At 68.1% G+C, this 21,983-nt stretch carries 20 protein-coding genes; 8 read left to right on the top strand and 12 right to left on the bottom strand.

Going from position 1 to position 21,983, the window contains the following annotated elements; translation table 11 throughout:
• Window positions 1-56 precede the first annotated feature (56 nt).
• On the top strand, window positions 57-818 hold the full coding sequence (locus tag SJY11_RS10620) for an ABC transporter ATP-binding protein (RefSeq protein ID WP_376986562.1): 762 nt from the start codon (window positions 57-59) through the stop codon (window positions 816-818).
• The gene (locus SJY11_RS10615) at window positions 815-2,047 is read left to right on the top strand and encodes an ABC transporter permease (protein ID WP_376986560.1); all 1,233 of its coding nucleotides are present in this window, start codon (window positions 815-817) and stop codon (window positions 2,045-2,047) included. Before SJY11_RS10620 ends, SJY11_RS10615 begins: the two co-directional genes overlap by 4 nt.
• Before the next feature lie 206 nt (window positions 2,048-2,253).
• On the opposite strand, the gene SJY11_RS10610 is transcribed toward SJY11_RS10615, so the two are convergent.
• Window positions 2,254-3,320, bottom strand: a protein-coding gene (locus SJY11_RS10610) for an IS630 family transposase (protein ID WP_376984777.1) whose coding sequence is annotated in 2 segments (ribosomal slippage) — window positions 2,254-2,834 and window positions 2,834-3,320 — 1,068 coding nt in all. Because the reading frame shifts where the segments join, the coding sequence is not laid out codon by codon here.
• Window positions 3,321-3,392: 72 nt separating this feature from the next.
• Between SJY11_RS10610 and SJY11_RS10605 the strand changes: the two genes are divergently transcribed.
• The gene (locus tag SJY11_RS10605; RefSeq protein WP_376986559.1) at window positions 3,393-4,277 is read left to right on the top strand and encodes a GGDEF domain-containing protein; all 885 of its coding nucleotides are present in this window, start codon (window positions 3,393-3,395) and stop codon (window positions 4,275-4,277) included.
• Here SJY11_RS10605 and SJY11_RS10600 read toward each other — a convergent pair.
• The 7 genes from SJY11_RS10600 to SJY11_RS10570 form a co-directional block, all read right to left on the bottom strand.
• Window positions 4,258-4,827, bottom strand: coding sequence for a flavodoxin family protein (locus SJY11_RS10600; RefSeq protein ID WP_376986558.1), 570 nt, complete (start codon window positions 4,825-4,827; stop codon window positions 4,258-4,260). The genes SJY11_RS10605 and SJY11_RS10600 overlap by 20 nt on opposite strands.
• A 125-nt stretch (window positions 4,828-4,952) precedes the next feature.
• The gene (locus tag SJY11_RS10595) at window positions 4,953-5,387 is read right to left on the bottom strand and encodes a GNAT family N-acetyltransferase (RefSeq protein WP_376986557.1); all 435 of its coding nucleotides are present in this window, start codon (window positions 5,385-5,387) and stop codon (window positions 4,953-4,955) included.
• Window positions 5,384-5,686, bottom strand: a complete 303-nt coding sequence (locus SJY11_RS10590) for an alkylphosphonate utilization protein (protein WP_376986556.1) — start codon at window positions 5,684-5,686, stop codon at window positions 5,384-5,386. The genes SJY11_RS10595 and SJY11_RS10590 overlap by 4 nt, the downstream gene beginning before the upstream one ends.
• A gap of 111 nt (window positions 5,687-5,797) precedes the next feature.
• Window positions 5,798-9,553: a methionine synthase gene (metH, locus tag SJY11_RS10585; protein ID WP_376986555.1), complete on the bottom strand. Its 3,756-nt coding sequence runs from the start codon at window positions 9,551-9,553 to the stop codon at window positions 5,798-5,800.
• Between the two features lie 171 nt (window positions 9,554-9,724).
• Window positions 9,725-10,636 (bottom strand): methylenetetrahydrofolate reductase [NAD(P)H], encoded by a 912-nt coding sequence (metF, locus tag SJY11_RS10580; RefSeq protein ID WP_376986553.1) that lies wholly within the window; start codon window positions 10,634-10,636, stop codon window positions 9,725-9,727.
• Window positions 10,636-11,649 (bottom strand): ArsR/SmtB family transcription factor, encoded by a 1,014-nt coding sequence (locus tag SJY11_RS10575; protein WP_376986552.1) that lies wholly within the window; start codon window positions 11,647-11,649, stop codon window positions 10,636-10,638. The genes metF and SJY11_RS10575 overlap by 1 nt, the downstream gene beginning before the upstream one ends.
• Window positions 11,650-11,720: 71 nt before the next feature.
• Window positions 11,721-13,157, bottom strand: coding sequence for an aminotransferase-like domain-containing protein (locus tag SJY11_RS10570; protein WP_376986551.1), 1,437 nt, complete (start codon window positions 13,155-13,157; stop codon window positions 11,721-11,723).
• Between the two features lie 92 nt (window positions 13,158-13,249).
• Between SJY11_RS10570 and SJY11_RS10565 the strand changes: the two genes are divergently transcribed.
• Window positions 13,250-14,116 carry a DMT family transporter gene (locus SJY11_RS10565; RefSeq protein ID WP_376986550.1) on the top strand — a complete coding sequence of 289 codons (867 nt, stop codon included), beginning with the start codon at window positions 13,250-13,252 and terminating at the stop codon, window positions 14,114-14,116.
• On the opposite strand, the gene SJY11_RS10560 is transcribed toward SJY11_RS10565, so the two are convergent.
• From SJY11_RS10560 to SJY11_RS10550, 3 genes are all read right to left on the bottom strand, one after another.
• Window positions 14,113-14,649 (bottom strand): MOSC domain-containing protein, encoded by a 537-nt coding sequence (locus SJY11_RS10560; protein ID WP_376986548.1) that lies wholly within the window; start codon window positions 14,647-14,649, stop codon window positions 14,113-14,115. The two genes, SJY11_RS10565 and SJY11_RS10560, sit on opposite strands and share 4 nt — an antisense overlap.
• Before the next feature lie 126 nt (window positions 14,650-14,775).
• Window positions 14,776-14,979, bottom strand: a complete 204-nt coding sequence (locus SJY11_RS10555) for a cold-shock protein (protein ID WP_069055881.1) — start codon at window positions 14,977-14,979, stop codon at window positions 14,776-14,778.
• A gap of 131 nt (window positions 14,980-15,110) precedes the next feature.
• Window positions 15,111-17,345, bottom strand: coding sequence for a glycoside hydrolase family 3 N-terminal domain-containing protein (locus tag SJY11_RS10550; protein ID WP_376986547.1), 2,235 nt, complete (start codon window positions 17,343-17,345; stop codon window positions 15,111-15,113).
• Window positions 17,346-17,522: 177 nt separating this feature from the next.
• Here SJY11_RS10550 and SJY11_RS10545 point away from each other — a divergent pair, with 177 nt between their 5' ends.
• Both SJY11_RS10545 and SJY11_RS10540 read left to right on the top strand, forming a co-directional pair.
• Window positions 17,523-18,152, top strand: coding sequence for a DUF6198 family protein (locus SJY11_RS10545; protein ID WP_376986546.1), 630 nt, complete (start codon window positions 17,523-17,525; stop codon window positions 18,150-18,152).
• Between the two features lie 85 nt (window positions 18,153-18,237).
• Window positions 18,238-19,413, top strand: coding sequence for an alpha-hydroxy acid oxidase (locus tag SJY11_RS10540; protein ID WP_376986545.1), 1,176 nt, complete (start codon window positions 18,238-18,240; stop codon window positions 19,411-19,413).
• Window positions 19,414-19,472: 59 nt separating this feature from the next.
• Here SJY11_RS10540 and SJY11_RS10535 read toward each other — a convergent pair whose 3' ends face one another.
• Entirely contained in the window at window positions 19,473-20,477 is a 1,005-nt protein-coding gene (locus tag SJY11_RS10535; protein WP_376986544.1) for an alpha/beta fold hydrolase, read from the bottom strand.
• A 168-nt stretch (window positions 20,478-20,645) separates the two neighbouring features.
• On the opposite strand from SJY11_RS10535, the gene SJY11_RS10530 reads away from it, so the two are divergent.
• Together SJY11_RS10530 and SJY11_RS10525 are read left to right on the top strand one after the other, a co-directional pair.
• The gene (locus SJY11_RS10530) at window positions 20,646-21,095 is read left to right on the top strand and encodes a MarR family winged helix-turn-helix transcriptional regulator (RefSeq protein ID WP_376986543.1); all 450 of its coding nucleotides are present in this window, start codon (window positions 20,646-20,648) and stop codon (window positions 21,093-21,095) included.
• Window positions 21,096-21,175: 80 nt separating this feature from the next.
• Window positions 21,176-21,952 (top strand): peptidoglycan-binding domain-containing protein, encoded by a 777-nt coding sequence (locus tag SJY11_RS10525; RefSeq protein ID WP_376986542.1) that lies wholly within the window; start codon window positions 21,176-21,178, stop codon window positions 21,950-21,952.
• The last annotated feature ends 31 nt before the right edge of the window (window positions 21,953-21,983 follow it).

Below are 21,983 nucleotides of genomic sequence, written 5' to 3'. Positions count from 1 at the left end.
TGTCGGTCCGGAGCGTCGCGCAGCGGCGAACCCGGAATGACGAGAGGGAGCATGCGATGCCCCTGATCGAAGCCCGCGACCTCTCCCGCGTCTACGACCTGGATTCCGGCCGCGTCACCGCGCTCGACCGCGTCTCGCTCGACATCGAGGCGGGCGACCTCGTCGCCGTGATGGGCCCCTCCGGCTCGGGCAAATCCACCTTCATGAACCTGATCGGCTGCCTCGACCGGCCGAGCGGCGGGCATTACCGGCTCGACGGCGTCGCGGTCGAGACGCTCGGCAGCGATGGCCTCGCGGAATTGCGCAACCGCAAGCTCGGCTTCGTCTTCCAGCAGTTCAACCTGCTGCCGCGCGTCGACGCCTGCGCCAATGTCGAGTTGCCGATGGTCTATGCCGGGGCCGACCGCAAGACGCGGCGCCAGCGCGCGCTCGCCGCGCTCGGCCGCGTCGGCTTGGGCGAGCGCGCCCATCACCGCCCGATGCAGCTCTCCGGCGGCCAGCAGCAGCGCGTCGCCATCGCCCGCGCGCTCGTCAACAAGCCACGCCTGCTGCTGGCCGACGAGCCGACCGGTGCGCTCGACAGCCGCACCGCGCTGGAGATCCTCGCGCTGTTCCAGGACCTCAACCGCGAGGGAGTCACCGTCGTCCTCGTCACCCATGACGCCGAGGTGGCGCGCCACGCCCGCCGGGTCATCCGCTTCCGCGACGGACGGCTCCTCAGCGACACGCGACAGGAGGCGGCCGACGCCCGCGCCGCGCTGATGGCTCTCGATACGCAGACGGCGGCTCCGGAACCCGTGCCGGAGACCGCCGCATGAGCCTTCTCGAAGCCATCCGCTCCGCCCTGTCGGCCATCGGCGCCAATGCGCTGCGGTCGGCCCTGACGATGCTCGGCATCATCATCGGCGTCGCCGCCGTCATCGCGATGGTCGCCATCGGCTCGGGCGCCCGCGAGCGCGTGACCTCGCAGATCAAGTCGCTCGGCGCCAATCTCGCCATCGTCCAGTCTGGCAATGTCACGCAGGGCGGCGCCAGGCTCGGCGCCGGCGCCTCCTCGACGCTGACCGACGAGGATGCGAGCGCCATCGCCAAGGAAGTCGACGGCGTGCTGGCCGCAGCCCCCGTCATCGTCACCCGCGCCCAGGCCGTCTTCGGCGGCGCCAACTGGTCGACGCAGATCACAGCGACCGATCTCGACTTCTTCACCGCCCGCGAATGGGATGTCGGCGAGGGCCGCCTGTTCGAACCGGAGGAACTGCGCCGCGGCGAGATCGTCGCCATCATCGGCCAGACGGTGGCGCGCAATCTCTTCGGCGAGCAGAACCCGCTCGAACAGCAGTTCCGCATCCGCAACGTGCCCTTCAAGGTCATCGGCGTCATGGCGCCCAAGGGCCAGTCGGCGCTCGGCCAGGATCAGGACGACGTCATCTTCGTGCCGCTCGACACCGGCCGGCGCCGCATCGTCGGCCGCAACTATGCCCGCGACCGCTCGGTCCAGACCATCATGGTCAAGTTCGCCAGCGAGGATGCGATCGCGCCGGGCATCGAGCAGACCGGCGCCCTGCTGCGTCAGCGCCACCGCCTGATGGCTGACCAGGAGGACGATTTCATCGTCCGCAACCTGACCGAGATCGCCAACACCGCGACACAGGCCGCCAACACGCTGTCCTGGCTGCTGGCGGCGGTGGCGGGCGTCTCGCTGCTGGTCGGCGGCATCGGCATCATGAACATCATGCTGGTCTCGGTGACGGAGCGCACGCGCGAGATCGGCCTGCGGCTCGCGGTCGGCGCGCGCCAGCGCGATATCCTGGCCCAGTTCCTGATCGAGGCGACGACGCTCGCCACGATCGGCGGGGCGGTGGGCATCGCGCTCGGCATCGGCTCGGCGCTCACGATTGCGCGAATAGCCGGCTGGCCGTCGGTCGTGTCCTTAGAGACGATCGCGGTCGCCGTCGGCGTTTCGGGGCTGATCGGCGTGTTTTTCGGGTTTTACCCCGCCCGGCAAGCGGCGCGCCTCGATCCGATCGAGGCGCTGCGCCGGGAGTGAAGGGCCTCTCTTTTGCCGAGTGCGGAAAGGGGCGTTTAACCCGACGCCTCTAACGTGATCGTCGAGATGCCTGCCCCCTGAGGGGATTTCCCACTTGATGCTCGACACGACCCTCGCCAAGCACACCGGCAATCCCGCAGGACTCTATCAGGAGGCCCTTTCGGGACCGGGCGGCGCGTGGTCATGCGATCTCATACCAACGGCCCTCATTCCTGACCGATATGCGCCCATTCACGCCTCCCGATGGATGTGATGGTCCTGGGCTGATCGACGAGGCGGTTCCACGCGTCGCAGGCGGCGTCGATGATGTCGTCGTAGGTGTCGAAGACGCGGTTTGAGAGCCAGTTCGCGCGCAGATACTGCCAGATGTTCTCGACCGGGTTCAGTTCGGGCGAGCGCGAGGGCAGGAAGATCAGCGAGATGTTTTTCGGCACGACGAGCTTGGCCGTGGTGTGCCATCCGGCGCGATCGAGCAGTAGGACGGCATGGGCGCCCTTCGCGACCGTCCTGGCGATCTCGTCGAGATGGGCCTGCATGGCGTGGGTATCGGCGAAGGGCATGGCGAGCGCCGCGCCGACGCCGCGGGCCGGGCAGATCGCCCCGAACAGATAGGCGCTCTCGTAGCGCTGGTCGGCGGGCTGGCGCGGCCTGGTTCCGCGCCTGGCCCATTGCCGGACCAGGCCGTTCTTCTGGCCGATGCGGGCTTCGTCCTGGAACCAGAGTTCGATCGGCTTGCGCTTCGGCACATGGGCGAGATGGGCCCCCAGCGTCACCGCGAAGTTTTTTTGAACGCCTCGATCACGCGCGCGTCCTGCGCCGGGTGGTGCGGGCGCGCGCTGATGTGGGAAAAGCCGATCTGCTTCAGAAGCTTCCCGATCGTGCGCTCGTGATAATCAACGCCGAAGCGCTCACGAACGACCTTCTGCAGGTCGATGCGCCGCCAGCGCACCACGCCATTGACGGCCCGGTCGGGGCCCGTCTCGACGATGGCCGCCAAGGCGGCGAGCTGATCGGTCGAGAGCCTGGGCGGATGTCCCTTGGAACGAATGTCCTTCAGCCCGTCGGGGCCGCCTTCGTTGAACCGGTGAACCCAGTCGCGCAGCGTCTGGCGATCCATGCCGCCGATCCGCGCGGCCTGCTCCCGATCCATACCGTCGAGAACCGCCGCCAGCGACAGAAGCCGGCGGCTCTGGTTGGCGTGCCTCGACCCCGCCGCAAGCCGACGCAGGTCGAGGGCCGAGTAGTCCGTTCGAAGCTTCACCGCAGCAGCCATGGCGCGAATCCTCCTCGCGCACATGGAATCAGCGAAACGAGCCGCCGAAAAGACCCCCGTGAGTCAGCCGCGATGGCCGTTGGTATCAAGACCGAAATCGTGACCTGGACCGACGGCGTCTACGACCTGTTCGGCATCCAGCGCGGCCTGACATTGCACCGCTCGATGACGCTCGACGTCTACCAGAGCCAGAGCCGCAGCGAGATGGATCGTCAGCGGGCCGCCGCGATCCACAGCGGCAAGGGCTTCGTGCTGGATTGCCAGCTTCGCTCGGGCGGCCGCAGCCGCTGGATGCGCCTGCGCGTCGGTGTCGGGTTCGACCAGGGCCGGGCGATCCGGGTCTTCGGCTCCAAGCAGGACGTCACGGCCGAAAAGAAGATGTGGGACGGTCTTGTCACCGTCGCGGGTCACGACCCGCTGAGCGGGCTGACGAACCGGCGCGCCTTCGAGGAGGCCACGCGCGAACTCAGCCGCTACGCCGATGGCCAGCACGGCTTTGCCCTCGCCGTGCTGTCGATCGACGATTTCGAGACGCTCCGGGCCCGCCACGACCATGACGGCGCGCTGGACTGTCTGCGCTGCCTGGGCGAGCGGCTCGCGCGGCAGTTTCCCGATGCGATCCTCGTCTCCCGGATCGGCGGGGCCGAATTCGCCCTCCTGCTGCGCATCGGCGCCGCTGGAATGCTCGAGGCCACGCTCGGCAGTGCCCATCGCCTGCTGGCCCGCCCAATCCCGCACGGCAGCGGGGCGGTCGAACTCGGCCTGTCGGTCGGCGCGGCCCTGCTCAAGCCGTCTCACCGCGACGACCCGAAGCGGCTTTTCGCCGAGGCCGATTCCGCGCTTTACGTCGCGCGGGCGGCGGGCAGCAACTGCGTGCGTGTCTTTGACGGCATGATCGCGCGGCCGGTACCGGCCGCGCGCACCGAACTGAAGGGGCTCAGCCCTTCACGCTCCTGACCACGTCGGCGACATTGGCGCCGAAGGCCTCGGCCGTCTTCAGATCGCCGGGGATCATCTCGTCGACGCCGGCATCGGAGGGCGAGACCACCAGCAGACCCTGATAGCCACCGAGATTGTTGAGGTCGTCGCGGGTGCTCGCCTTGGCGTTGGACGGATGCATGCCCGTGCCGGTCCAGAGCATCTTGTGCTGGGCGGCGAGCAGAGCGAGATAGGCGATGGTCGAGCCCTTGTCGCCGTTCAGCGTCGCGGAATTGGTGAAGCCGGCCGCGATCTTGCCCTTCCAGTCCATCGTGTACCAGGGCTTGCTGGAGGCGTCGGCGAACTTTTTGAACTGCCAGGAGACGGTGCCCATATAGGTCGGCGAGCCGAAGACGATGGCATCCGCCGCCTTCAGCGTGGCCCAGGCGGCCTCCGGCAGGTTGCCGTCGGCATCGATAGCGACCAGATCGACGCTGGCGCCCGTGCCGCGCGCGCCCTTGGCGACATGCTCGGCGACCCTGGCCGTATGGCCGTAGCCGGAATGGAAAACGATCGCGATCTGGGTCATGGGTGCCTCCTGAGGAACGGTCCGTAGGGTGGCGTGAAGATGTTGCAGCGCAGAGACGGCTTCAATGGCCGTGCGATTGCAGCCGCGCAGGCTCGGGATGGCGCCGGCGCAATGCCGGCCGCGGGTCAGCCGAGCGGCCGGACGAAAACGACGTTCTCGTCGAGCGAGCGACCGGTCTCGCGCCAGCCATGCCGGCGATAGAAGCGCTCCGCCCTCGTCCCCGCGCCGGTGGTGAGATGGGCCTGAACGATGCCGGCCGACGCCAGCGCGGCCAGCGCTGCATCGAGCAGCGCGCGGCCATGGCCCTGCCCCTCATGGGCCGGATCTACGAACAGCGCCCAGATTAGCCCCGTCTGGGGATTGGCGCAGGTGAAGCCGGCGATCTCGCCATCGGCTTCCGACACCAGGAAAATCGCCTGGTCGCAATACCAGGCGACCTCGGCCTCGGTCACCCGCGAGGGATCCGACAGCACATTCTCAAGGACGCCCATGCGGATCGCATGGATGCGCGGCTGGTCGGCCGGCTTCGCCTTGCGGATCACGGGCGAGGCTGCGGTCATCCGCGCTTGCGGACGAACTCGGTGCGCAGAACGAGGCCGCGGATGGTCTCGTGACGGCAGTCGATCTCCTCGGGATCGTCGGTGAGGCGGATCGAGCGGATGACCGTGCCCTGCTTCAGCGTCTGGCCGGCGCCCTTGACCTTCAGGTCCTTGATCAGGACGACGGAATCGCCATCGGCCAGCGTGTTGCCGGCGGCATCGCGCACGACGACGCCGTCCGGCGCGGCCGCCGCAGCCATCTCGGAGGCCGGGCGCCACTCGCCCGTCACCTCGTCATAGACGTAGTCGTCGTCAGCCATGTCAGGTCCGTTCCGTTTATGAGGTCGGGCCAGACGGCCCCTGCGGGGCTATACGCCGCCACGCCCTCATTCAACAAGAGCGGACTGTGAAACCCGCGACAGCCGGGAGCCCTACTCCGCCGCCTCGAGACGGTAGCTCGCAGGCTCGTAGTTGAGGATCGGCGCCAGCCAGCGCTCGACCTCGTGGATCGGCATGCCCTTGCGGGCGGCATAGTCCTCGACCTGGTCGCGCTCGACCTTGGCGACGCCGAAGTAATAGGCGTCGGGATGGGCGAGATAGAGCCCCGACACGGAGGAGCCGGGCCACATCGCGAAGCTCTCGGTCAGCTTCACGCCGACGCGCGACTCCGCCTTCAGCAGCTCGAACAGGGTCGCCTTCTCGGTGTGGTCGGGCTGGGCGGGATAGCCCGGCGCCGGGCGGATGCCGCGATACTCCTCGCGGATCAGGTCCTCGTTGGCGAGGCTCTCATCGGGCGCGTAGCCCCAATAGTCCCTGCGCACGAGCTGGTGCATGCGCTCGGCGAAGGCCTCGGCGAAGCGGTCCGCCAGCGCCTTGACCATGATCGAACGGTAATCGTCGTTGTCGCGCGCGAACCGCTCGGAAATGCGCTCTTCCTCGGCGCCGGCCGTCACCACGAAGGCACCGATATAGTCGGGCCGGTCGATGCCTTCCGGCGCGACGAAATCCGCGATGCACATGTTCGGCTTGCCGTCGCGCTTGGAGAGCTGCTGACGCAGGCCGTGCAGCGTCGCCAGCCGCTCCGCCCGGCTTTCGCCGGTGTAGAGCGCGATGTCGTCGCCGACCGCATTGGCCGGCCAGAAGCCGATCACCGCCTTCGGGTTGAACCAGCGCTCCTCGACGATGCGCTTCAGCATCGCCTGCGCATCGTCCCACAGCGCGCGCGCCGCCGGGCCCTGCTTCTCGTCCTCGAGGATGGCGGGGAAGCGCCCCTTCATCTCCCAGGTCTGGAAAAAGGGGGTCCAGTCGATCAGCGGGACGAGGTCGGCGAGATCATAGGTGCGGAAGGTCCGCGTCCCCAGGAAGCTGGGCTTGGGCGGCTGATAGGCGCTCCAGTCGGCCTTGAAGGCGTTGGCGCGGGCCTTGGCCAGCGGCAGCCGCTGCTTGTCGGCCTCCGAACGGCGATGCGCGGCGGACACCTTGGCGTATTCCGCCCGGATGCCTTCGACATAGGCCGGCTTCTGATCGCGCGACAGCAGGCTCGACACCACGCCGACCGCCCGCGAGGCGTCGGTGACATAGACCGTCTGGCCCTTCTCATAGGCCGGGTGGATCTTCACGGCGGTGTGGACGCGGCTAGTCGTCGCCCCGCCGATCAGCAGGGGAATGTCGAAACCCTCGCGCTCCATCTCGGAGGCGACCGTCACCATCTCGTCGAGCGAGGGCGTGATCAGCCCCGACAGACCGATGATGTCGACCTTCTCCTTGCGCGCGACGTCGAGGATCTTCTGGGTCGGCACCATGACGCCGAGATCGATGACCTCGTAATTGTTGCACTGGAGCACGACGCCGACGATGTTCTTGCCGATGTCGTGGACATCGCCCTTCACCGTCGCCATCAGCACCTTGCCGGCGGCCGAGCGCTGCGAACCGCCGTTGAGGCGCTTCTCCTCCTCCATGAAGGGCATCAGATAGGCGACCGCCTGCTTCATCACGCGGGCCGACTTCACCACCTGCGGCAGGAACATCTTGCCCGCGCCGAACAGGTCGCCGACGACGTTCATGCCGGCCATCAGCGGGCCTTCGATCACATGCAGCGGCTTCTCCGCCTGCTGGCGCGCCTCCTCGACATCGACGTCGATGAAGGCGGTGATGCCGTTGACCAGCGCATATTCCAGCCGCTTTTCGACCGGGTTCTCGCGCCAGGCCATGTCCTTGCCGGAGAAGGACACCGAGCCGTCGCCCTTGAAGCGCGGCGCCGCATCGAGCAGCCGCTCGGTCGCGTCCTTGCGGCGGTTGAGGACGACATCCTCGCAGAGCTCGCGCAGCTCGGGGTCGAGATCGTCATAGGAGCCGAGCTGGCCCGCATTGACGATGCCCATATCCATGCCGACCTTGATGGCGTGGTAGAGGAAGACCGAGTGCATCGCCTCGCGGACCTTCTCGTTGCCGCGGAACGAGAAGGACAGGTTCGAGACGCCGCCCGAGATATGGGCGTGCGGCAGGGTCTCGCGGATCGTCTTGGTCGCCTCGATGAAGTCGTTGCCGTAGTTGTCGTGCTCCTCGATGCCCGTCGCCACGGCGAAGACGTTGGGGTCGAAGATGATGTCCTCGGGCGGGAAGCCGATCTGCTCGGTCAGGAGCTTGTAGGCGCGCGTGCAGATCTCGATCTTGCGCTGGTAGGTATCGGCCTGGCCGGTCTCGTCGAAGGCCATCACCACCACGGCCGCGCCGTAATTGCGGCAGATCCGGGCCTGCTCCAGGAAGGCCTCCTCGCCCTCCTTCATCGAAATCGAGTTGACGATCGGCTTGCCCTGGATCGTCTTCAGGCCGGCCTCGATCACCGGGAACTTCGACGAGTCGACCATGATCGGCACGCGCGAGATGTCCGGCTCCGAGGCGACGAGGTTGCAGAACTCGGTCATCGCGGCCTGCGAGTCGAGCAGGCCCTCGTCCATGTTGATGTCGATGACCTGCGCGCCATTGGCGACCTGGTCGCGGGCGACGTCGAGCGCCGCGGCATAGTCGCCATTGGTGATCAGCTTGCGGAACTTGGCCGAGCCGGTGACGTTGGTGCGCTCGCCGACATTGACGAAGGGGATCGTCTCGTCGAGCGTGAAGGGCTCCAGACCGGCGAGTCGAAGATAGCGCTTGATCTCCGGCACCTGGCGCGGCGCCTTGCCGGCCACCGCCTGCGCGATCGCCGCGATATGCCCCGGCGTCGTGCCGCAGCAACCACCGACGACATTGACGAGGCCGGCATCGGCGAATTCGGCCAGCATGGCCGCCGTCGCCTCGGGGCTCTCGTCATACATCCCGAATTCGTTGGGCAGGCCGGCGTTCGGATAGGCGCAGATCAGCGTGTCGGCGACGCGCGACAGGTCCTTGATATGGGCGCGCATCTCGCGCGCGCCGAGCGCGCAGTTGAGGCCTATCGTCAGCGGCGCGGCATGGCGCACCGCGTTCCAGAAGGCTTCCGTCGTCTGGCCCGACAGCGTGCGCCCGGACAGGTCGGTGATCGTGCCGGAGATCATCACCGGGAGACGGATGCCACGCTCGCGATAGACGTTCTCGATCGCGACGATCGCCGCCTTGGCGTTGAGGGTGTCGAAGATTGTCTCGACCAGGATGATCTCGGACCCGCCGTCGATCAGCCCGCGCACCTGCTCGGCATAGGAGTCGCGCACCTGGTCGAAGGTCACAGCCCGGAAGCCGGGGTTGTTGACGTCCGGCGAGATCGACAGCGTGCGGTTGGTCGGGCCGATCGCGCCGGCGACATAGCGGCGGCGGCCATCGGCCTTCTGCGCGATCGCCGCAGCTTCGCGGGCGAGCTTCGCCGACACCACGTTCAGCTCATAGGCCAGCGCCTCCATGCCGTAATCGGCCTGGGCGATCTGGGTCGAGGAAAAGGTGTTGGTCTCGACGATGTCGGCACCCGCCGTGAAATAGGCGAGGTGGATGTCGCGGATCGCGTCCGGCTGGGTCAGCACCAGCAGGTCGTTGTTGCCTTTGAGATCGTGGTTCCAGCCCTTGAAGCGCTCGCCCCGGAAATCCGCTTCGGAGAACTTCTGGTTCTGGATCTGCGTCCCCATGGCACCGTCGAGCACCAGGATGCGCTCGGATGCGGATTGGCGCAGCGCGCGCTCGATCTCGGCGCCGTCGACGGGGGTGGGCTGGAAGTCTGACATCGTCACGCTTTCATCGAACCCGGATCAGCTCGAACAATCCTCAGCCCTCATCCTGAGGAGCACTTCGCAGAAGTGCGTCTCGAAGGACGCTCCAGATGGTTCCGGAGCTTCCTGGACCATCCTTCGAGACGCCGCCTGTTGCGGCTCCTCAGGATGAGGGCTCGTTAAAAATCACTCCGCCGCCACAGCCTGCGCTGCCACCTTCTCAGGCTTCACCCCGGCGAGATGGCAGATCGCATAGACCAGATCGGCTTTATTCATCGTGTAGAAGTGCAGGTCGCCGACGCCGCGGTCGATCAGGTCCAGCACCTGCTCGGCGCAGACCGCTGCCGCGACGAGCCGGCGCGTCGCGGCATCCTCCTCCAGACCCTCAAATCGATCGGCGAGCCATTGCGGCACGCTCGCTCCCGTCTTGCGGGCGAAATTGGCGGTCTGCTTGAAGTTCTGGACGGGCACGATGCCGGGCAGGATCGGGATGTCGATCCCGGCGGCACGGACCTTGTCGAGATAGCGGAAATAGACGTCGTTATCGAAGAAGAACTGGGTGATGGCGCGCGTCGCCCCGGCATCGACCTTCATCTTCAGCGCGTCGATGTCGGCCTCCAGCGAGGCCGCTTCCGGATGCTTCTCCGGATAGGCCGAAACCGTAACCTCGAAATCGCCGATGCGCTTCAGGCCCGCCACCAGATCCGAGGTCTGGTGATAGCCCTGCGGATGCGGCTCGTAGACCGTGCCGAGCCCTCCCGCCGGATCGCCGCGCAGCGCCACGACATGGCGCACGCCGGCCTCCCAATAGCCGCGGATGACCTCGTCGACCTCGTCGCGGGAGGCGGAGACGCAGGTGAGATGCGCCGCCGGCTTCAGGCCGGTCTCCTCGACCATGCGCTTGACGGTGGCGTGGGTGCGTTCGCGCGTCGAGCCGCCGGCGCCATAGGTCACCGAGACGAAGGACGGCCCCAGCGGCTCGAGTCGGCGCACGCTCTCCCAGAGCGAGACCTCCATCTCAGCCGTCTTGGGCGGGAAGAACTCGAAAGAAATCTTCGGGCGGCGGGAGCCATGCCGGCTCGGGCGGAACGCGTTCATCAGGCTACCTCTAGATTGGTCTGTCGCGGCATCGGGTCGGACTGCACGCGCCGGTCGCAGCCCCGCCACAGCATGACCGGCAACTGGCCGGAGCCGCCGCCGGCCAGCTTGATTTCTTCGGAGAGATCGCAGGCCAGCCCGCTCTCGGCAAACCAGCCGGCGATCTGGGCGCGCGAGAAGCCGAGCCGGCGATGGGCATGCTCGGTCCGCAGGAACTCCATCTCGTGCGGCGCGAAATCGACCACGATCAGCCGCCCGCCCGGCGCCAGCATCGCGGCCGCCTCGCGCACGGCGCGGCCGGGATCGTCGAGGAAGTGCAGCACCTGGTGGATCACCACGAGATCGAAGCTGCCGCGCGGGAACGGCAGCGCATAGATATCGCCCTGCCGCAGTTCGACCCGCGCCAGGCCCGCCTTCTCGAGATTGGCACGCGCCACGGCGAGCATGGCGTGGTTGGCGTCGACGCCGACCGCCCGTCCGAACTTCGGCGCGATGCGCTCGAGCATCCGCCCCGTCCCGGTGCCGAGGTCGAGCAGACTGCCGGGCGTGCCCTTCCCGACGGCGGCTTCGACAGCGGCCTCGACCGCCTCGTCGGGAACATGCAGCGAGCGCAGCCGGTCCCAGTCGCGCGCGACGCTGGCAAAATAGGATTGAGCGGCCTCCGCGCGCGTGCCGCGAACCGCGGCCAGCCTTTCGCGATCAGCCGCCAGCACCGGGTCCGACCGGTCGAGCCAGGCGGCGAGCGAGGCCGCGAACGCCCCGCCGGCGCCGGTTTCGTCCAGACGAAAGAAGGCCCAGGCGCCCTCACGCGCGCGCCGCACCAGCCCCGCCTCGGCCAGCAGCTTGAGATGGCGCGAGATCCGCGGCTGCGACTGCCCGAGGATGTCGGTCAGGTCGGAGACCGACAACTCGCCTTCCGACAGCAGCGCCAGGATGCGCAGCCGCGTCTCCTCCCCCGCGGCGCGCAGCGCAGCGAGCAGGACGTCGGAAGCGAGCGTGGTCGGCAGGCGCAATCGGGAACTCCGCAACAGTATCCAAAAAGATATAAAGATATGTTTATGTCACCTCCTGCCGGGACGCAAGATCATTCTGCTCCCGGGGCGGCCAGCGTCATCCCCCGCAGCGCCTCGAACAGCCGCGGATCGCCCGATTGCGCCACGTTGAAGCGCATGAAGCCGGCCGCACTCTGCGACAGGCTGTAGACATTGCCAGGCGCGAGAACGATGTCCTGCGCCAGCAAACGCTGCGCGATGACCGCGGAATCCACGCCGTCCGGCAGCCGGCACCATAGGAACATGCCGCCGCGTGGCTCCAGCCAAGGCTCGATGCCGATCGCTCGCAGCCGCGCCGCGGTTTCGCCCATGGCGCGCGCGAGCCTCGCCCGCAGCCCGTCCATGTGCCGGCGGTAGCTGCCGTCCGTCAGCACGCCCAGCACCAGTTCCGCGGCCAGCCGCCCCGTCCCGAAGGAGGCGGCGATCTTCAGATCGATCAGCCCTTCGATCCAGTCCCGCCGGGCGGCGATATAGCCGCAGCGCACCGAGGCCGAGAGCGACTTCGAGAAGCTGCCGATCTGGACGACCCGCTCCAGCCCGTCGAAGGCCGCCAGACGCGGCGCCGGCTCCGGCTCGAAATCGGCGAAGATGTCGTCCTCGACGATGGTCAGTCCTGATGCCTCGGACAGCTTGAGGACGCGGTGCGCGACGACCGGCGAGAGGCTCGCCCCGGTCGGGTTGTGCAGGCCGGAATTGGTGACGTAGAGCCGCGGCTGGTGCTCGGCCAGAACCTCCTCGAAGGCTGCGAGATCGGGCCCGTTGGGCCCATAGGGAACGCCGACGATCCGCACGCGATGGGCCCGCAGCAGGGCATGGAAGTTGAAATAGCAGGGATCATCGACCAGCACGGTATCGCCGGGTTCGACGAGGAGGCTGCAGACGAGATCGAGCGCCTGCGTGCCGGATTCGGTCAGCAGGATCTGGTCGGGCGCGGCCTCGACGCCATGGCCCGCCAGCCGGCGCGACAGCAACTGCCGCAGCGGCGCAAGCCCCAGCGGCGTGCCGTAATCCGCGAGAGTCTCGGCCGGGGCACGGGACAGCGCGCGCAGCGCCCGGCGCAGGCTCTCCTGCGGCAGCCAGTCCGCCGGCAGCCAGCCGCAGCCCGGCTTCAGCACCGCCTCGCCCGCGTCGAGCGACTGCCGCGACACCCAGAACGGATCGACCTCCCGCTCCAGCCGCGGCCCGAGATCGGCCGGCGAAAACGGCGGCGCATGGCCGGCGACATAGAATCCTGAGCCGCGGCGGGCCTCGATCACCCCCTCAGCCGCGAGCCTGTCATAGGCCTCCACGACCGTGGACTTCGACACCGCCATCGTCCCGGCCAGGGCCCGGATCGACGGCAGCCGCGCGCCCGGCGCCAGCATCCGGCCGGCAATGCGCTGCCGGATGGCGGCCATCACCGCCCCCACCCGGGTCCCCTCCGCTCCGGCGAGCGCATGCACCCTCTCAACCTGTCCTGATCCTGTCATCAGGACAGTTTGTCCCAATTGTACTGTTCTGTCTCTGGCGAAACGGGTCCGGCCCGGCGCTCTGCTTTCGGCTTCGCGATCGGAGTTCGCCCATGCTCGACGACAGGACCAGCGGCTGGATCAACGGCCTGATCGGGGTGGTGATCTTCGCCGGCTCCCTGCCGGCGACGCGGGTCGCGGTCGCCGATTTCGACCCAGTCTTCCTGACGCTCGCCCGCGCCGCCATCGCAGGCCTGCTCGGGCTCGCCTTGCTGCTCCTCTTTGGCGAGAAGCGGCCGCTGCGGGCCGACCTCATGCCGCTGCTGGTCGTCTCGCTCTGCGTCGTCATCGGCTTCCCTCTGCTGACCGCGCTGGCGCTGCGGCACGTTACCGCGGCGCACTCGATCGTCTTCATCGGGCTGCTGCCGCTTACGACCGCGCTCTTCGGCGTACTGCGCGGCGGCGAGCGGCTCCGCCCGGCCTTCTGGCTGCTGTCGGGCCTCGGCAGCGCGCTGGTCGTCGGCTTCGCCCTGACGCAGGGCTTCGCCGCCGCACCGACCGGAGACCTGCTGATGCTCGCGGCGATTGTCGTCTGCGGGCTCGGCTATGCCGAGGGCGCGAGACTCTCGCGCCGCCTCGGCGGCTGGCAGGTGATTTCCTGGGCGCTGCTGCTGGCGCTCCCCGTCACAGCCGGCGCCGCATGGGTGCTGCGCCCTGACGATCTGGCGGCGACGGGCACGCCCGCCTGGCTCGGCCTCGCCTATGTCTCGCTCTTCAGCATGCTGATCGGCTTCGTCTTCTGGTATCGCGGGCTCGCTCAGGGCGGCATCGCGGCGGTCGGGCAGTTGCAGTTGCTGCAGCCCTTCTTCGGCCTCGCGCTGGCCGGGCTGCTGCTCGGCGAGACGGTCACCTGGCCGATGCTCGCCGCTTCGGCCGCCGTGGCGGCCTGCGTCGCCGCAGCCCGGCGCTTCGCCCGCTAGCGCACGGCGCCCCTCACCGTCACAGGCGGGATCACGACGACGGCATCGTCCACTGCAACGGTGCCGGGCAGATCGACGCTCAGCACGAGCCCGCGCAGCGCAGCGGCCGCCTTCACGAAGCGGGCTGCGAGATCGCTGCGCCCCGTCGCCGCGGCGACCGCGGCCCCAGCCCTGCGGCAGGGCCGGTTGTAGGCCTCCACCCGCAGGACCGCGCTGCCGTCGAAACGGCCCGTTCCGCCCCAGCCGCCGCCAATCGCGAGCCGGCTGCCCGGCGCGATCGCGGACAAGGCCACCAGACCCTCGACGAGAAGATTGCCGCCCAGCCATTCGGGCGGAAGCACCGGCAGGTCGAGCCCGCGGGCGATGGCGGCGAGTTCGGTGGGGCAGAGCACCGACACCTGTCGGTCGTTGCGAAGGGTCAGGCCACGCGGCAACCAGGCCTCGCGCGGCCCGGAACGACGGCTCAAGCCGGCATGAAGGTCGCCGCTAATGCCGGCTTCGTCGAGAACCAGCGTCTCAACAGCCTGCGTCACGAACGCATGCCCCGACGAAGGGGTGCCCGTCGCAGCGAACACGCCGGCGACGCGGCCGATGGGGCGCGCTTCTTTCACGCCGGCGGCATGCTGCTCGCAGCCGGCGCTGTCAACCAGTCCAGCCGGTCACATCAGTTGCAGCGAGCCCGCCGCCGTCTTGCCGCGTTCGGTTTTGAGTTCGAACGAGACTTTCTGCCCCTCGGTCAGCGTCATCAGCCCCGCTTCCTTAACGGCAGTGATGTGAACGAACACATCCTTGCCGCCATCCGAAGGCTGAATGAAGCCAAAGCCTTTCTCAGTATTGAACCACTTGACGGTCCCGGTCGCCATCGCCGCATCCTTTGAAGCCAAAGCGTCGCAGCGGCCAGCAGATGATTGTCCCCCGATAGCCGCAGCAACAAGGATTGACCGAAAAAGCTTGCTTGTCGAGAGCAAAGCGCGAGCGGCTAAAGCCTCCCGGATCAAGACTTGGTCAACATCACCTGCGTCATGACCGAGGTTTGCGACGAGCCACCCAGATATATCTCGACCGGACCAGGCTCGACCACGTAGCGGCCCACATCGTCATGCGCACCGAGGCGGCTGCCCTCGAGCCGGAACGTCACCGTCCGCGTCTCGCCGGCGCGCAGCATCGGCTTGTCGAAGGCCTTGAGCTGGCGCACGGGCCGGGAGCGGCTCGCAACCGTCTGGCGAATATAGAGTTGTACCACCTCCTGCCCGTCGCGCGGGCCGGTATTGGTGACGTCGACCGAGACCTCGACGGCCCCGTCCAGCCTCAGGTTCGGCTTCGAGACCCGCGCATTGGCATAGGTGAAGCGGGTGTAGGACAGGCCGTGACCGAAGGGGTAGAGCGGCTCGTTGGCCTCGTCGATGAAGATCGACTCATAGCGCTGCCGGATGGTCTGCGGCCGCCCCGTCGGCAGATGATCGTAATAGACCGGGATCTGCCCGACCGAGCGCGGGAAGCTCATCGGCACCCGGCCCGACGGATTGACCTTGCCGGTCAGGATGTCGGCGATGGCCGTGCGCCCTTCCGTGCCGCCATGGAAAGTCTGCAGGATGGCCGCGACATGGGCATCGGCCCAGGTCAGGACGAGCGGGCGCCCGGTCGCCAGAACCAGCACGACCGGCTTGCCGGTGGCCACCAGCGCTTCCAGCAGCGGCTGCTGCACGCCCGGCAGGTTGAGCTTGGTGCGCGAGGCGCCCTCCCCCATGAACTCGCAATCCTCGCCCAGCATGGCGACCACGAGATCGCTCGCCTCAGCGGCGCGGATCGCGGCCTCCTTGTCGGCGAACTCGGTACCGCAGGCCTTGGTGAAGGCGGGCTCGTAGGTGACCGAGACATCCGCCGGCAGGCGCTCCTTCAGCGCCTCGGGCAGGGGCTGTACGACGCGCCGGCCGAGGCCGGCCGGGTCCGTCCAGACACGCTCGTCCTCGGGCCGCGCCATCGCCCCGATCACCGCGATGGACTTCACCGACGACCGGATCGGCAGGATGTCGCAGGCATTCTTGACCAGCATCGCGCCTTCCTGCGCAGCCCGCAGCGCCACATCGCGCGCGCCCTGCGTCTGCATCAGCGCCGGCGCAGCCGTGGGGTCGACATCGGGGCGGTCGAACAGGCCGAGATGGAACTTGACGCGCAACACCCGCCGCACCGCCTCGTCGAGAGCCTTCACCGGCACGCGCCCGGAATTCACCTCGGCGGCGAGGTGCTTGTGGTAGACGTCGCCCATCATGTCCATGTCGATGCCGGCGAGCAGCGCCTTGCGCGCGGCCTCGGCATCGTCCCTGGCGATGCCGTGCAGGCGCAACTCAGTGATCGAGCCGAAATCCGAGGTGACGAAGCCCCGGAAGCCCCATTGGCCGCGCAGCAAGTCCGTCAGCATGCCCTTATGGGCTGTCGCCGGCATGCCGTTCAGCGCGTTGAAGGCCGCCATCGCGGTCATCGAGCCCGCATCGAAGGAGGCCTTGAAGGGCGGCAGATGCAGGTCGAAGAGCTGGCTCGTCGGGATCCAGGTCGAATTGTAGTCGCGCCCGGCCTCGCCCGCGCCATAGCCGACGAAGTGCTTGACCGAGGTCGCGACCCCGCCGCGCTGGTAGCCGCGCGTGCGCGCCGCCGCGACGACGGACGCCAGATGCACATCCTCGCCCGCGCCCTCGAGCACGCGGCCCCAGCGCGGGTCGCGCGACATGTCGACCATTGGCGCGAAGGTCCAGTTGATGCCGGCCGCGGAAGCCTCGCGGCCGGTCCAGTAGGCGGCCTGCTCGATCAGCGCCGGGTTCCAGCTCGCGGCCTGGCCGAGCGGCAGCGGGAAATAGGTCGAGAAGCCGTGGACGGCGTCGAGCCCGATGATCAGCGGGATCCTCAGCCGGCTCTTGCGCACCGCCTTCTGCACCGCCAGCACCTCGGCCGGGACGACGAAGTTCATCACCGCGCCCATGCGGCCGGACCGGACCTGGCTCATGTCGAAGCGATCCCCGCGCCCCGACAGATGCAGCTGGCCGACCTTTTCCTCCAGCGTCATCCGCGCCAGCAGCGCATCGATGCGCCGCTCGATCGCGGTGGCCTCGCGCCCGGTCTTCCAGGCGACGGGCGTCGCCGTCGGGATGGCTGTCGTCTGGGCGGGGGCGACGGTCGGAGCCGCCGGCAGGAGGAGGCCGAGGACGAGGAGTGAGGCGGCGAGCCGCGGGATCATGAAGCGCATCTTTCGGCAGGAGACCGGGTGGGGCGGACGGCGGGACAGGTGACGAATACCGAGCGCCGCCCTACAGGAAGGACCGTGGCGGCTCAACTGCGCGGAATTCTGCCCACGCTGGCTCGCCCATTGCATCGCCAGAACCGCCTGAACGCCGCCTGAATCGGACACGTCGCCATGTCGCAGACCACCGCCCCCCTCGCCTCGTCGACGGAGCGGCACCGGCTCTATGAGGACGCTCTGGCGATCCTGCTGGGCACGCTGATGGTCTCGATCGGCATCGCCCTCTTCGCCAAGGCGATGATCATGACCGGCGGCGCTGCGGGGCTCGCGCTGCTGCTGCAATATGCGACCGGGCTCGAATTCGGCCTGCTCTTCTCGGCGGTCAACCTGCCCTTCTACTGGCTCGCCTTCCGCCGCATGGGCCTGCCCTTCACCCTGCGCACCTTCGTCGCGGTCGGGCTGGTCTCGCTGCTGGTCCAGGCGACGCCGCTCTGGCTCGACATCGCCCGCGTGCAGCCGCTTTATGCCGCGCTCGCCGGCGGCAGCATCATGGGGTTGGGGCTGCTGGCGCTCGCCCGCCACCGCACCGCCATCGGCGGGGTCAACATCCTGGCCCTTTACCTGCAGGAAAAGCGCGGCTGGCGCGCCGGCTGGGTGCAGCTGGCCATCGATGTGGCCATCTTTCTCGGCGCGGCCTTCGTCCTGCCGCCTGACCGGCTGGCGATCTCGCTGGTCGGCACGCTCGTGCTCAATGCGGTGCTCGGCATGAACCACAAGCCAGGGCGCTACAGGGGCGTGTCCTGAGCGTCGCAGGGCACCGGTCTTGCGCGCCGTCGCGGCTCATGCCAGTCACGCCGACGGTGCCCAAAACGCGACGAGGCTCGACACCATGGCCCAGCCCCTGACCATCGAAGATCTGCGCCTGCTGGCGAAGCGCCGTGTGCCGCGCATGTTCTACGACTACGCCGATTCCGGCGCCTGGACGGAGGGCACCTACCGCGCCAACGAAACCGACTTCGCCAAGGTCAAGCTGCGCCAGCGCGTCGCGGTCGACATGACCGATCGCACGCTGGAATCGACCATGATCGGCGAGAAGGTCGCGATGCCCGTCGCGCTTGCCCCCACCGGCATGACCGGGATGCAGCATCCCGATGGCGAGATCCTCGCCGCCAAGGCCGCCGCCAAGGCGGGCGTGCCCTTCACCCTCTCGACCATGAGCATCTGCTCGATCGAGGACATCGCCAACCATGTCGGCAACCCGTTCTGGTTCCAGCTCTACGTCATGAAGGACCGCGATTTCAGCGCGCGGCTGATCGAGCGGGCCAAGCGCGCCGGCGTCTCGGCGCTCGTGCTGACGCTCGACCTGCAGATCCTCGGCCAGCGCCACAAGGACATCCGCAACGGCCTCTCCGCCCCGCCGAAGCCGACGCTCGCCAATCTGATCAACCTGGCATTCAAGCCGCGCTGGTGCCTGAAGATGCTCGACACGCCGCGGCGCAGCTTCGGCAACATCGTCGGCCATGTCTCGGGCGTCGCCGACATGTCTTCCCTCTCCTCCTGGACAGCCGACCAGTTCGATCCGAAGCTCGACTGGGACGACGTCAAGCGGATCAAGGACCAATGGGGCGGCAAGCTCATCATCAAGGGCATCCTCGATCCCGAAGATGCTGAGATGGCCGCCCAGAGCGGTGCCGACGCGCTGATCGTCTCCAACCATGGCGGCCGCCAGCTCGACGGCGCGCTCTCCTCGATCGAGGCGCTGCCGGCCATCGTCGACCAGGTCGGCAACCGCATCGAGGTGCATTTCGACGGCGGCATCCGCTCGGGCCAGGACGTCATCAAGGCGCTCGCGCTCGGCGCCCACGGCACCTATATCGGCCGCGCCTTCCTCTATGGACTGGGCGCGATGGGCGAAGCCGGCGTCACCCGCTGCCTCGACATCATCCGCAAGGAACTCGACGTCACCATGGCGCTCTGCGGCCTGCGCGACATCAAGGCGGTCGACGAGAAGATCCTCGTCGGCGGCCTCGAGGGGGCGATGAAGCGGCTGGCGGCGGCGGTCTGAAGCGGAAACGGCTGCGGGGGCGCCAGCGCCCCCGCTTCCTTCGGTTCGCTTGAGGCTGCTCAGGCCTTGAGGAAGGCGAGCATGTCCTGGTTCAGGCGGTCCTTGTGGGTCTCGGAGAGGCCGTGCGGTGCGCCCTCATAGACCTTCAGGATCGCGCTCGGCAGCAGCCGCTTCACGGCGCGCGCGGTCGCCTCGATCGGGACGATCTGGTCGTCGTCGCCATGGACGATCAGCGTCGGCCGGTCGACCTTCTTCAGATCCGCGACGAAATCGGTCTCCGAGAACGCCCTGATCGAGTCATAGGTGTTCTTGAAGCCGGCCTGCATGCCCTGCGCATACCAGGCCTCGATCGCGCCCTGGCTCGCCTTGGCGCCGGGGCGGTTGTAGCCGAAGAATGGGCCCGACGCGATGTCGCGGAAGAGCTGGCCACGGTCGGCGAGGAAGCCCTTGCGGATTCCGTCGAAGACCTCCAGCGGCACGCCATCGGGGTTTGAGGGCTTGCGCAGCATGATCGGCGTCACCGCGGCGATGAAGCCGACCTTCGCGACGCGACCCGTTCCGTGGCGGCCGACATAGCGCGCCACCTCGCCGCCGCCGGTGGAGAAGCCGAAGGCCGAAACGTTCTTCAGGTCGAGCGCCTCGATCACCTCCGCCAGATCGTCGGCGTAGTGATCCATGTCGTTGCCGTCCCAGACCTGGCTGGAGCGGCCATGGCCGCGCCGGTCGTGGCTGATGACCCGGAAGCCGTTATTGGCGAGGAAGAAGGCCTGGTTCTCCCAGCTGTCGGAGGACAGCGGCCAGCCATGGCTGAGCGTCACGACCGGGCCGTCCTTCGGGCCCCAGTCCTTGAAGTACAGCCGGACGCCTTCTCGGGTCACGACATGGTCGCCATCGACGATCGGCTTGCGGCCGCGCGGGGCAGTCTTCTTCGCGCTTGTGGACTGGGCGGCGGCCTCACTCTTCGGCAGGGACACGGCGGTGGCGGTGACGGCAGCGAGCGCGATGCCGGTCAGCAGGTCGCGGCGGGCGGGGCTGTTGGCAGCGGCTTCGGTGGGGTTCGACATGATATCGTCTCCTTCTGGTTCGGGTGGCCCGGCGGAGGACCGTCGGCCGATCTTTAAATCGTTATCGATTAGATCGTGAGCGATTTAATATAAGCGACTCGACCAGCTGTCAATCCCTTGCGATTGGATCGCGTGCGATTATTTTAGGACGACCCCGAGGAGATGCCGATGACCGCCCCTGCCCCGCCATCCGATCCGAAGCTCGACGACTTCCTCTGCTTCGCGCTCTATTCCGCCAGCCATGCCTTCAACCGGCTCTACAAGCCGCTGCTCGACGAGCTCGGCCTGACCTACCCGCAATATCTGGTGATGGTGACGCTGTGGGAACGCGACGACCGCACCGTCGGCGAGATCGGCGAGCAACTCTTCCTCGAGTCGAACACGCTGACGCCGCTGCTGAAGCGGATGGAGGCGGCGGGGCTGGTCTCGCGCAGCCGCGACCCGGCCGACGAACGCCAGGTCCGCCTGCGCCTGACCGGCGATGGCCGCGCCCTGCTCGACAAGGCCCGCCGCGTCCCGCCCTGCGTGCTCGAGGCAACCGGGCTGACCGCCGATGAGGCCCGCAGCCTCACCGGCCAGATCGGCGCGCTGCGGACGCGACTGGCGGCGGCGGAGTGAGACCAGATCGCCCGTACTCGACAGCCCGGTCATTCTGACGTTAAGTCATCGATGTCCGCAGCCAGACCGGGACCCCGGCCATGAGCATCAGCGCATCGGTAGGCATCGGTGGCACCAACCTGAAAGCCGACGCGCAGATCGTGCAGTCGCTGCTGAACCCCCACGCGGCTGTGATGGGCCTGCCGCTGCTGGTCGTCGACGGCATTTGCGGCGTCAGGACCAAGGCGGCGATCCAGCGTTACCAGCAGGTCGTGATGAAGGTCGCCAAGCCCGACGGCCTGGTCGAGCCGGGCAAGGCGACGATCACCTCACTGCTGGCCGCGGCGCCCATGGCGGGCGAGGTCACGGCCGCGCGCACGGTGGTGAAGCTGACCGTGGGCCATTTCAAGAAGGTGGCCAAGGTCATCGACCCCGCCGACGGCACCCTGCAGGATGCCTATACGGCCTTCGACTATGCGATGCCCAACAAGGGGTCCCGCTTAGTCGGCGGGAAGCACGCCGTCGCGGTTCCCAATGTGATCACCGTCTCGCCCAATGCGAAGATGCGGATCGGCGCCGTCATGACCGCCGGGCTGCTCGCCCATGAACAGTTCCACTATGATGTCGGCTTCGTCGCCGCCCGTGCCTTCGCCCATCAGCTGACGATCGCGCGCGCGCCCTCGCTGGCGGCGCTGATCGCCGACTATGCGCAGCTCGAGCAACTGCATCTTCAGACGCGGGTGGGCCTGATCCAGCACCGATACGACCTCGACACAGCCCACGGCACCAACGCGCATTACCAGAAGATCTGGCTCAACCGCATGGCCGCCTGCATCGCGAACCCGAAGGCCAATCAGATCGGCGGCTTCTGGCTCTGATCGGACAAGCGGGTCGGCGGGGCGCAGCGGC

Origin of the sequence: Allobosea sp. R86505 (genome assembly GCF_042466375.1) — a bacterium.
Lineage (GTDB): Bacteria > Pseudomonadota > Alphaproteobacteria > Rhizobiales > Beijerinckiaceae > Allobosea.
Note: the sequence above shows the minus strand (reverse complement) of the source record. Positions and strands in the feature narration are given on the sequence as shown.

What these genes read in the sequence shown, in the direction of transcription:
- SJY11_RS10620 (WP_376986562.1), top strand. Translation starts at nt 57, where the DNA reads ATGCCCCTGATCGAAGCCCGCGACCTCTCCCGCGTCTACGACCTGGAT.
- SJY11_RS10615 (WP_376986560.1), top strand. Translation starts at nt 815, where the DNA reads ATGAGCCTTCTCGAAGCCATCCGCTCCGCCCTGTCGGCCATCGGCGCC.
- SJY11_RS10605 (WP_376986559.1), top strand. Translation starts at nt 3,393, where the DNA reads ATGGCCGTTGGTATCAAGACCGAAATCGTGACCTGGACCGACGGCGTC.
- SJY11_RS10600 (WP_376986558.1), bottom strand. Translation starts at nt 4,827, where the DNA reads ATGACCCAGATCGCGATCGTTTTCCATTCCGGCTACGGCCATACGGCC.
- SJY11_RS10595 (WP_376986557.1), bottom strand. Translation starts at nt 5,387, where the DNA reads ATGACCGCAGCCTCGCCCGTGATCCGCAAGGCGAAGCCGGCCGACCAG.
- SJY11_RS10590 (WP_376986556.1), bottom strand. Translation starts at nt 5,686, where the DNA reads ATGGCTGACGACGACTACGTCTATGACGAGGTGACGGGCGAGTGGCGC.
- metH (WP_376986555.1), bottom strand. Translation starts at nt 9,553, where the DNA reads ATGTCAGACTTCCAGCCCACCCCCGTCGACGGCGCCGAGATCGAGCGC.
- metF (WP_376986553.1), bottom strand. Translation starts at nt 10,636, where the DNA reads ATGAACGCGTTCCGCCCGAGCCGGCATGGCTCCCGCCGCCCGAAGATT.
- SJY11_RS10570 (WP_376986551.1), bottom strand. Translation starts at nt 13,157, where the DNA reads ATGACAGGATCAGGACAGGTTGAGAGGGTGCATGCGCTCGCCGGAGCG.
- SJY11_RS10565 (WP_376986550.1), top strand. Translation starts at nt 13,250, where the DNA reads ATGCTCGACGACAGGACCAGCGGCTGGATCAACGGCCTGATCGGGGTG.
- SJY11_RS10555 (WP_069055881.1), bottom strand. Translation starts at nt 14,979, where the DNA reads ATGGCGACCGGGACCGTCAAGTGGTTCAATACTGAGAAAGGCTTTGGC.
- SJY11_RS10550 (WP_376986547.1), bottom strand. Translation starts at nt 17,345, where the DNA reads ATGATCCCGCGGCTCGCCGCCTCACTCCTCGTCCTCGGCCTCCTCCTG.
- SJY11_RS10545 (WP_376986546.1), top strand. Translation starts at nt 17,523, where the DNA reads ATGTCGCAGACCACCGCCCCCCTCGCCTCGTCGACGGAGCGGCACCGG.
- SJY11_RS10540 (WP_376986545.1), top strand. Translation starts at nt 18,238, where the DNA reads ATGGCCCAGCCCCTGACCATCGAAGATCTGCGCCTGCTGGCGAAGCGC.
- SJY11_RS10535 (WP_376986544.1), bottom strand. Translation starts at nt 20,477, where the DNA reads ATGTCGAACCCCACCGAAGCCGCTGCCAACAGCCCCGCCCGCCGCGAC.
- SJY11_RS10530 (WP_376986543.1), top strand. Translation starts at nt 20,646, where the DNA reads ATGACCGCCCCTGCCCCGCCATCCGATCCGAAGCTCGACGACTTCCTC.
- SJY11_RS10525 (WP_376986542.1), top strand. Translation starts at nt 21,176, where the DNA reads ATGAGCATCAGCGCATCGGTAGGCATCGGTGGCACCAACCTGAAAGCC.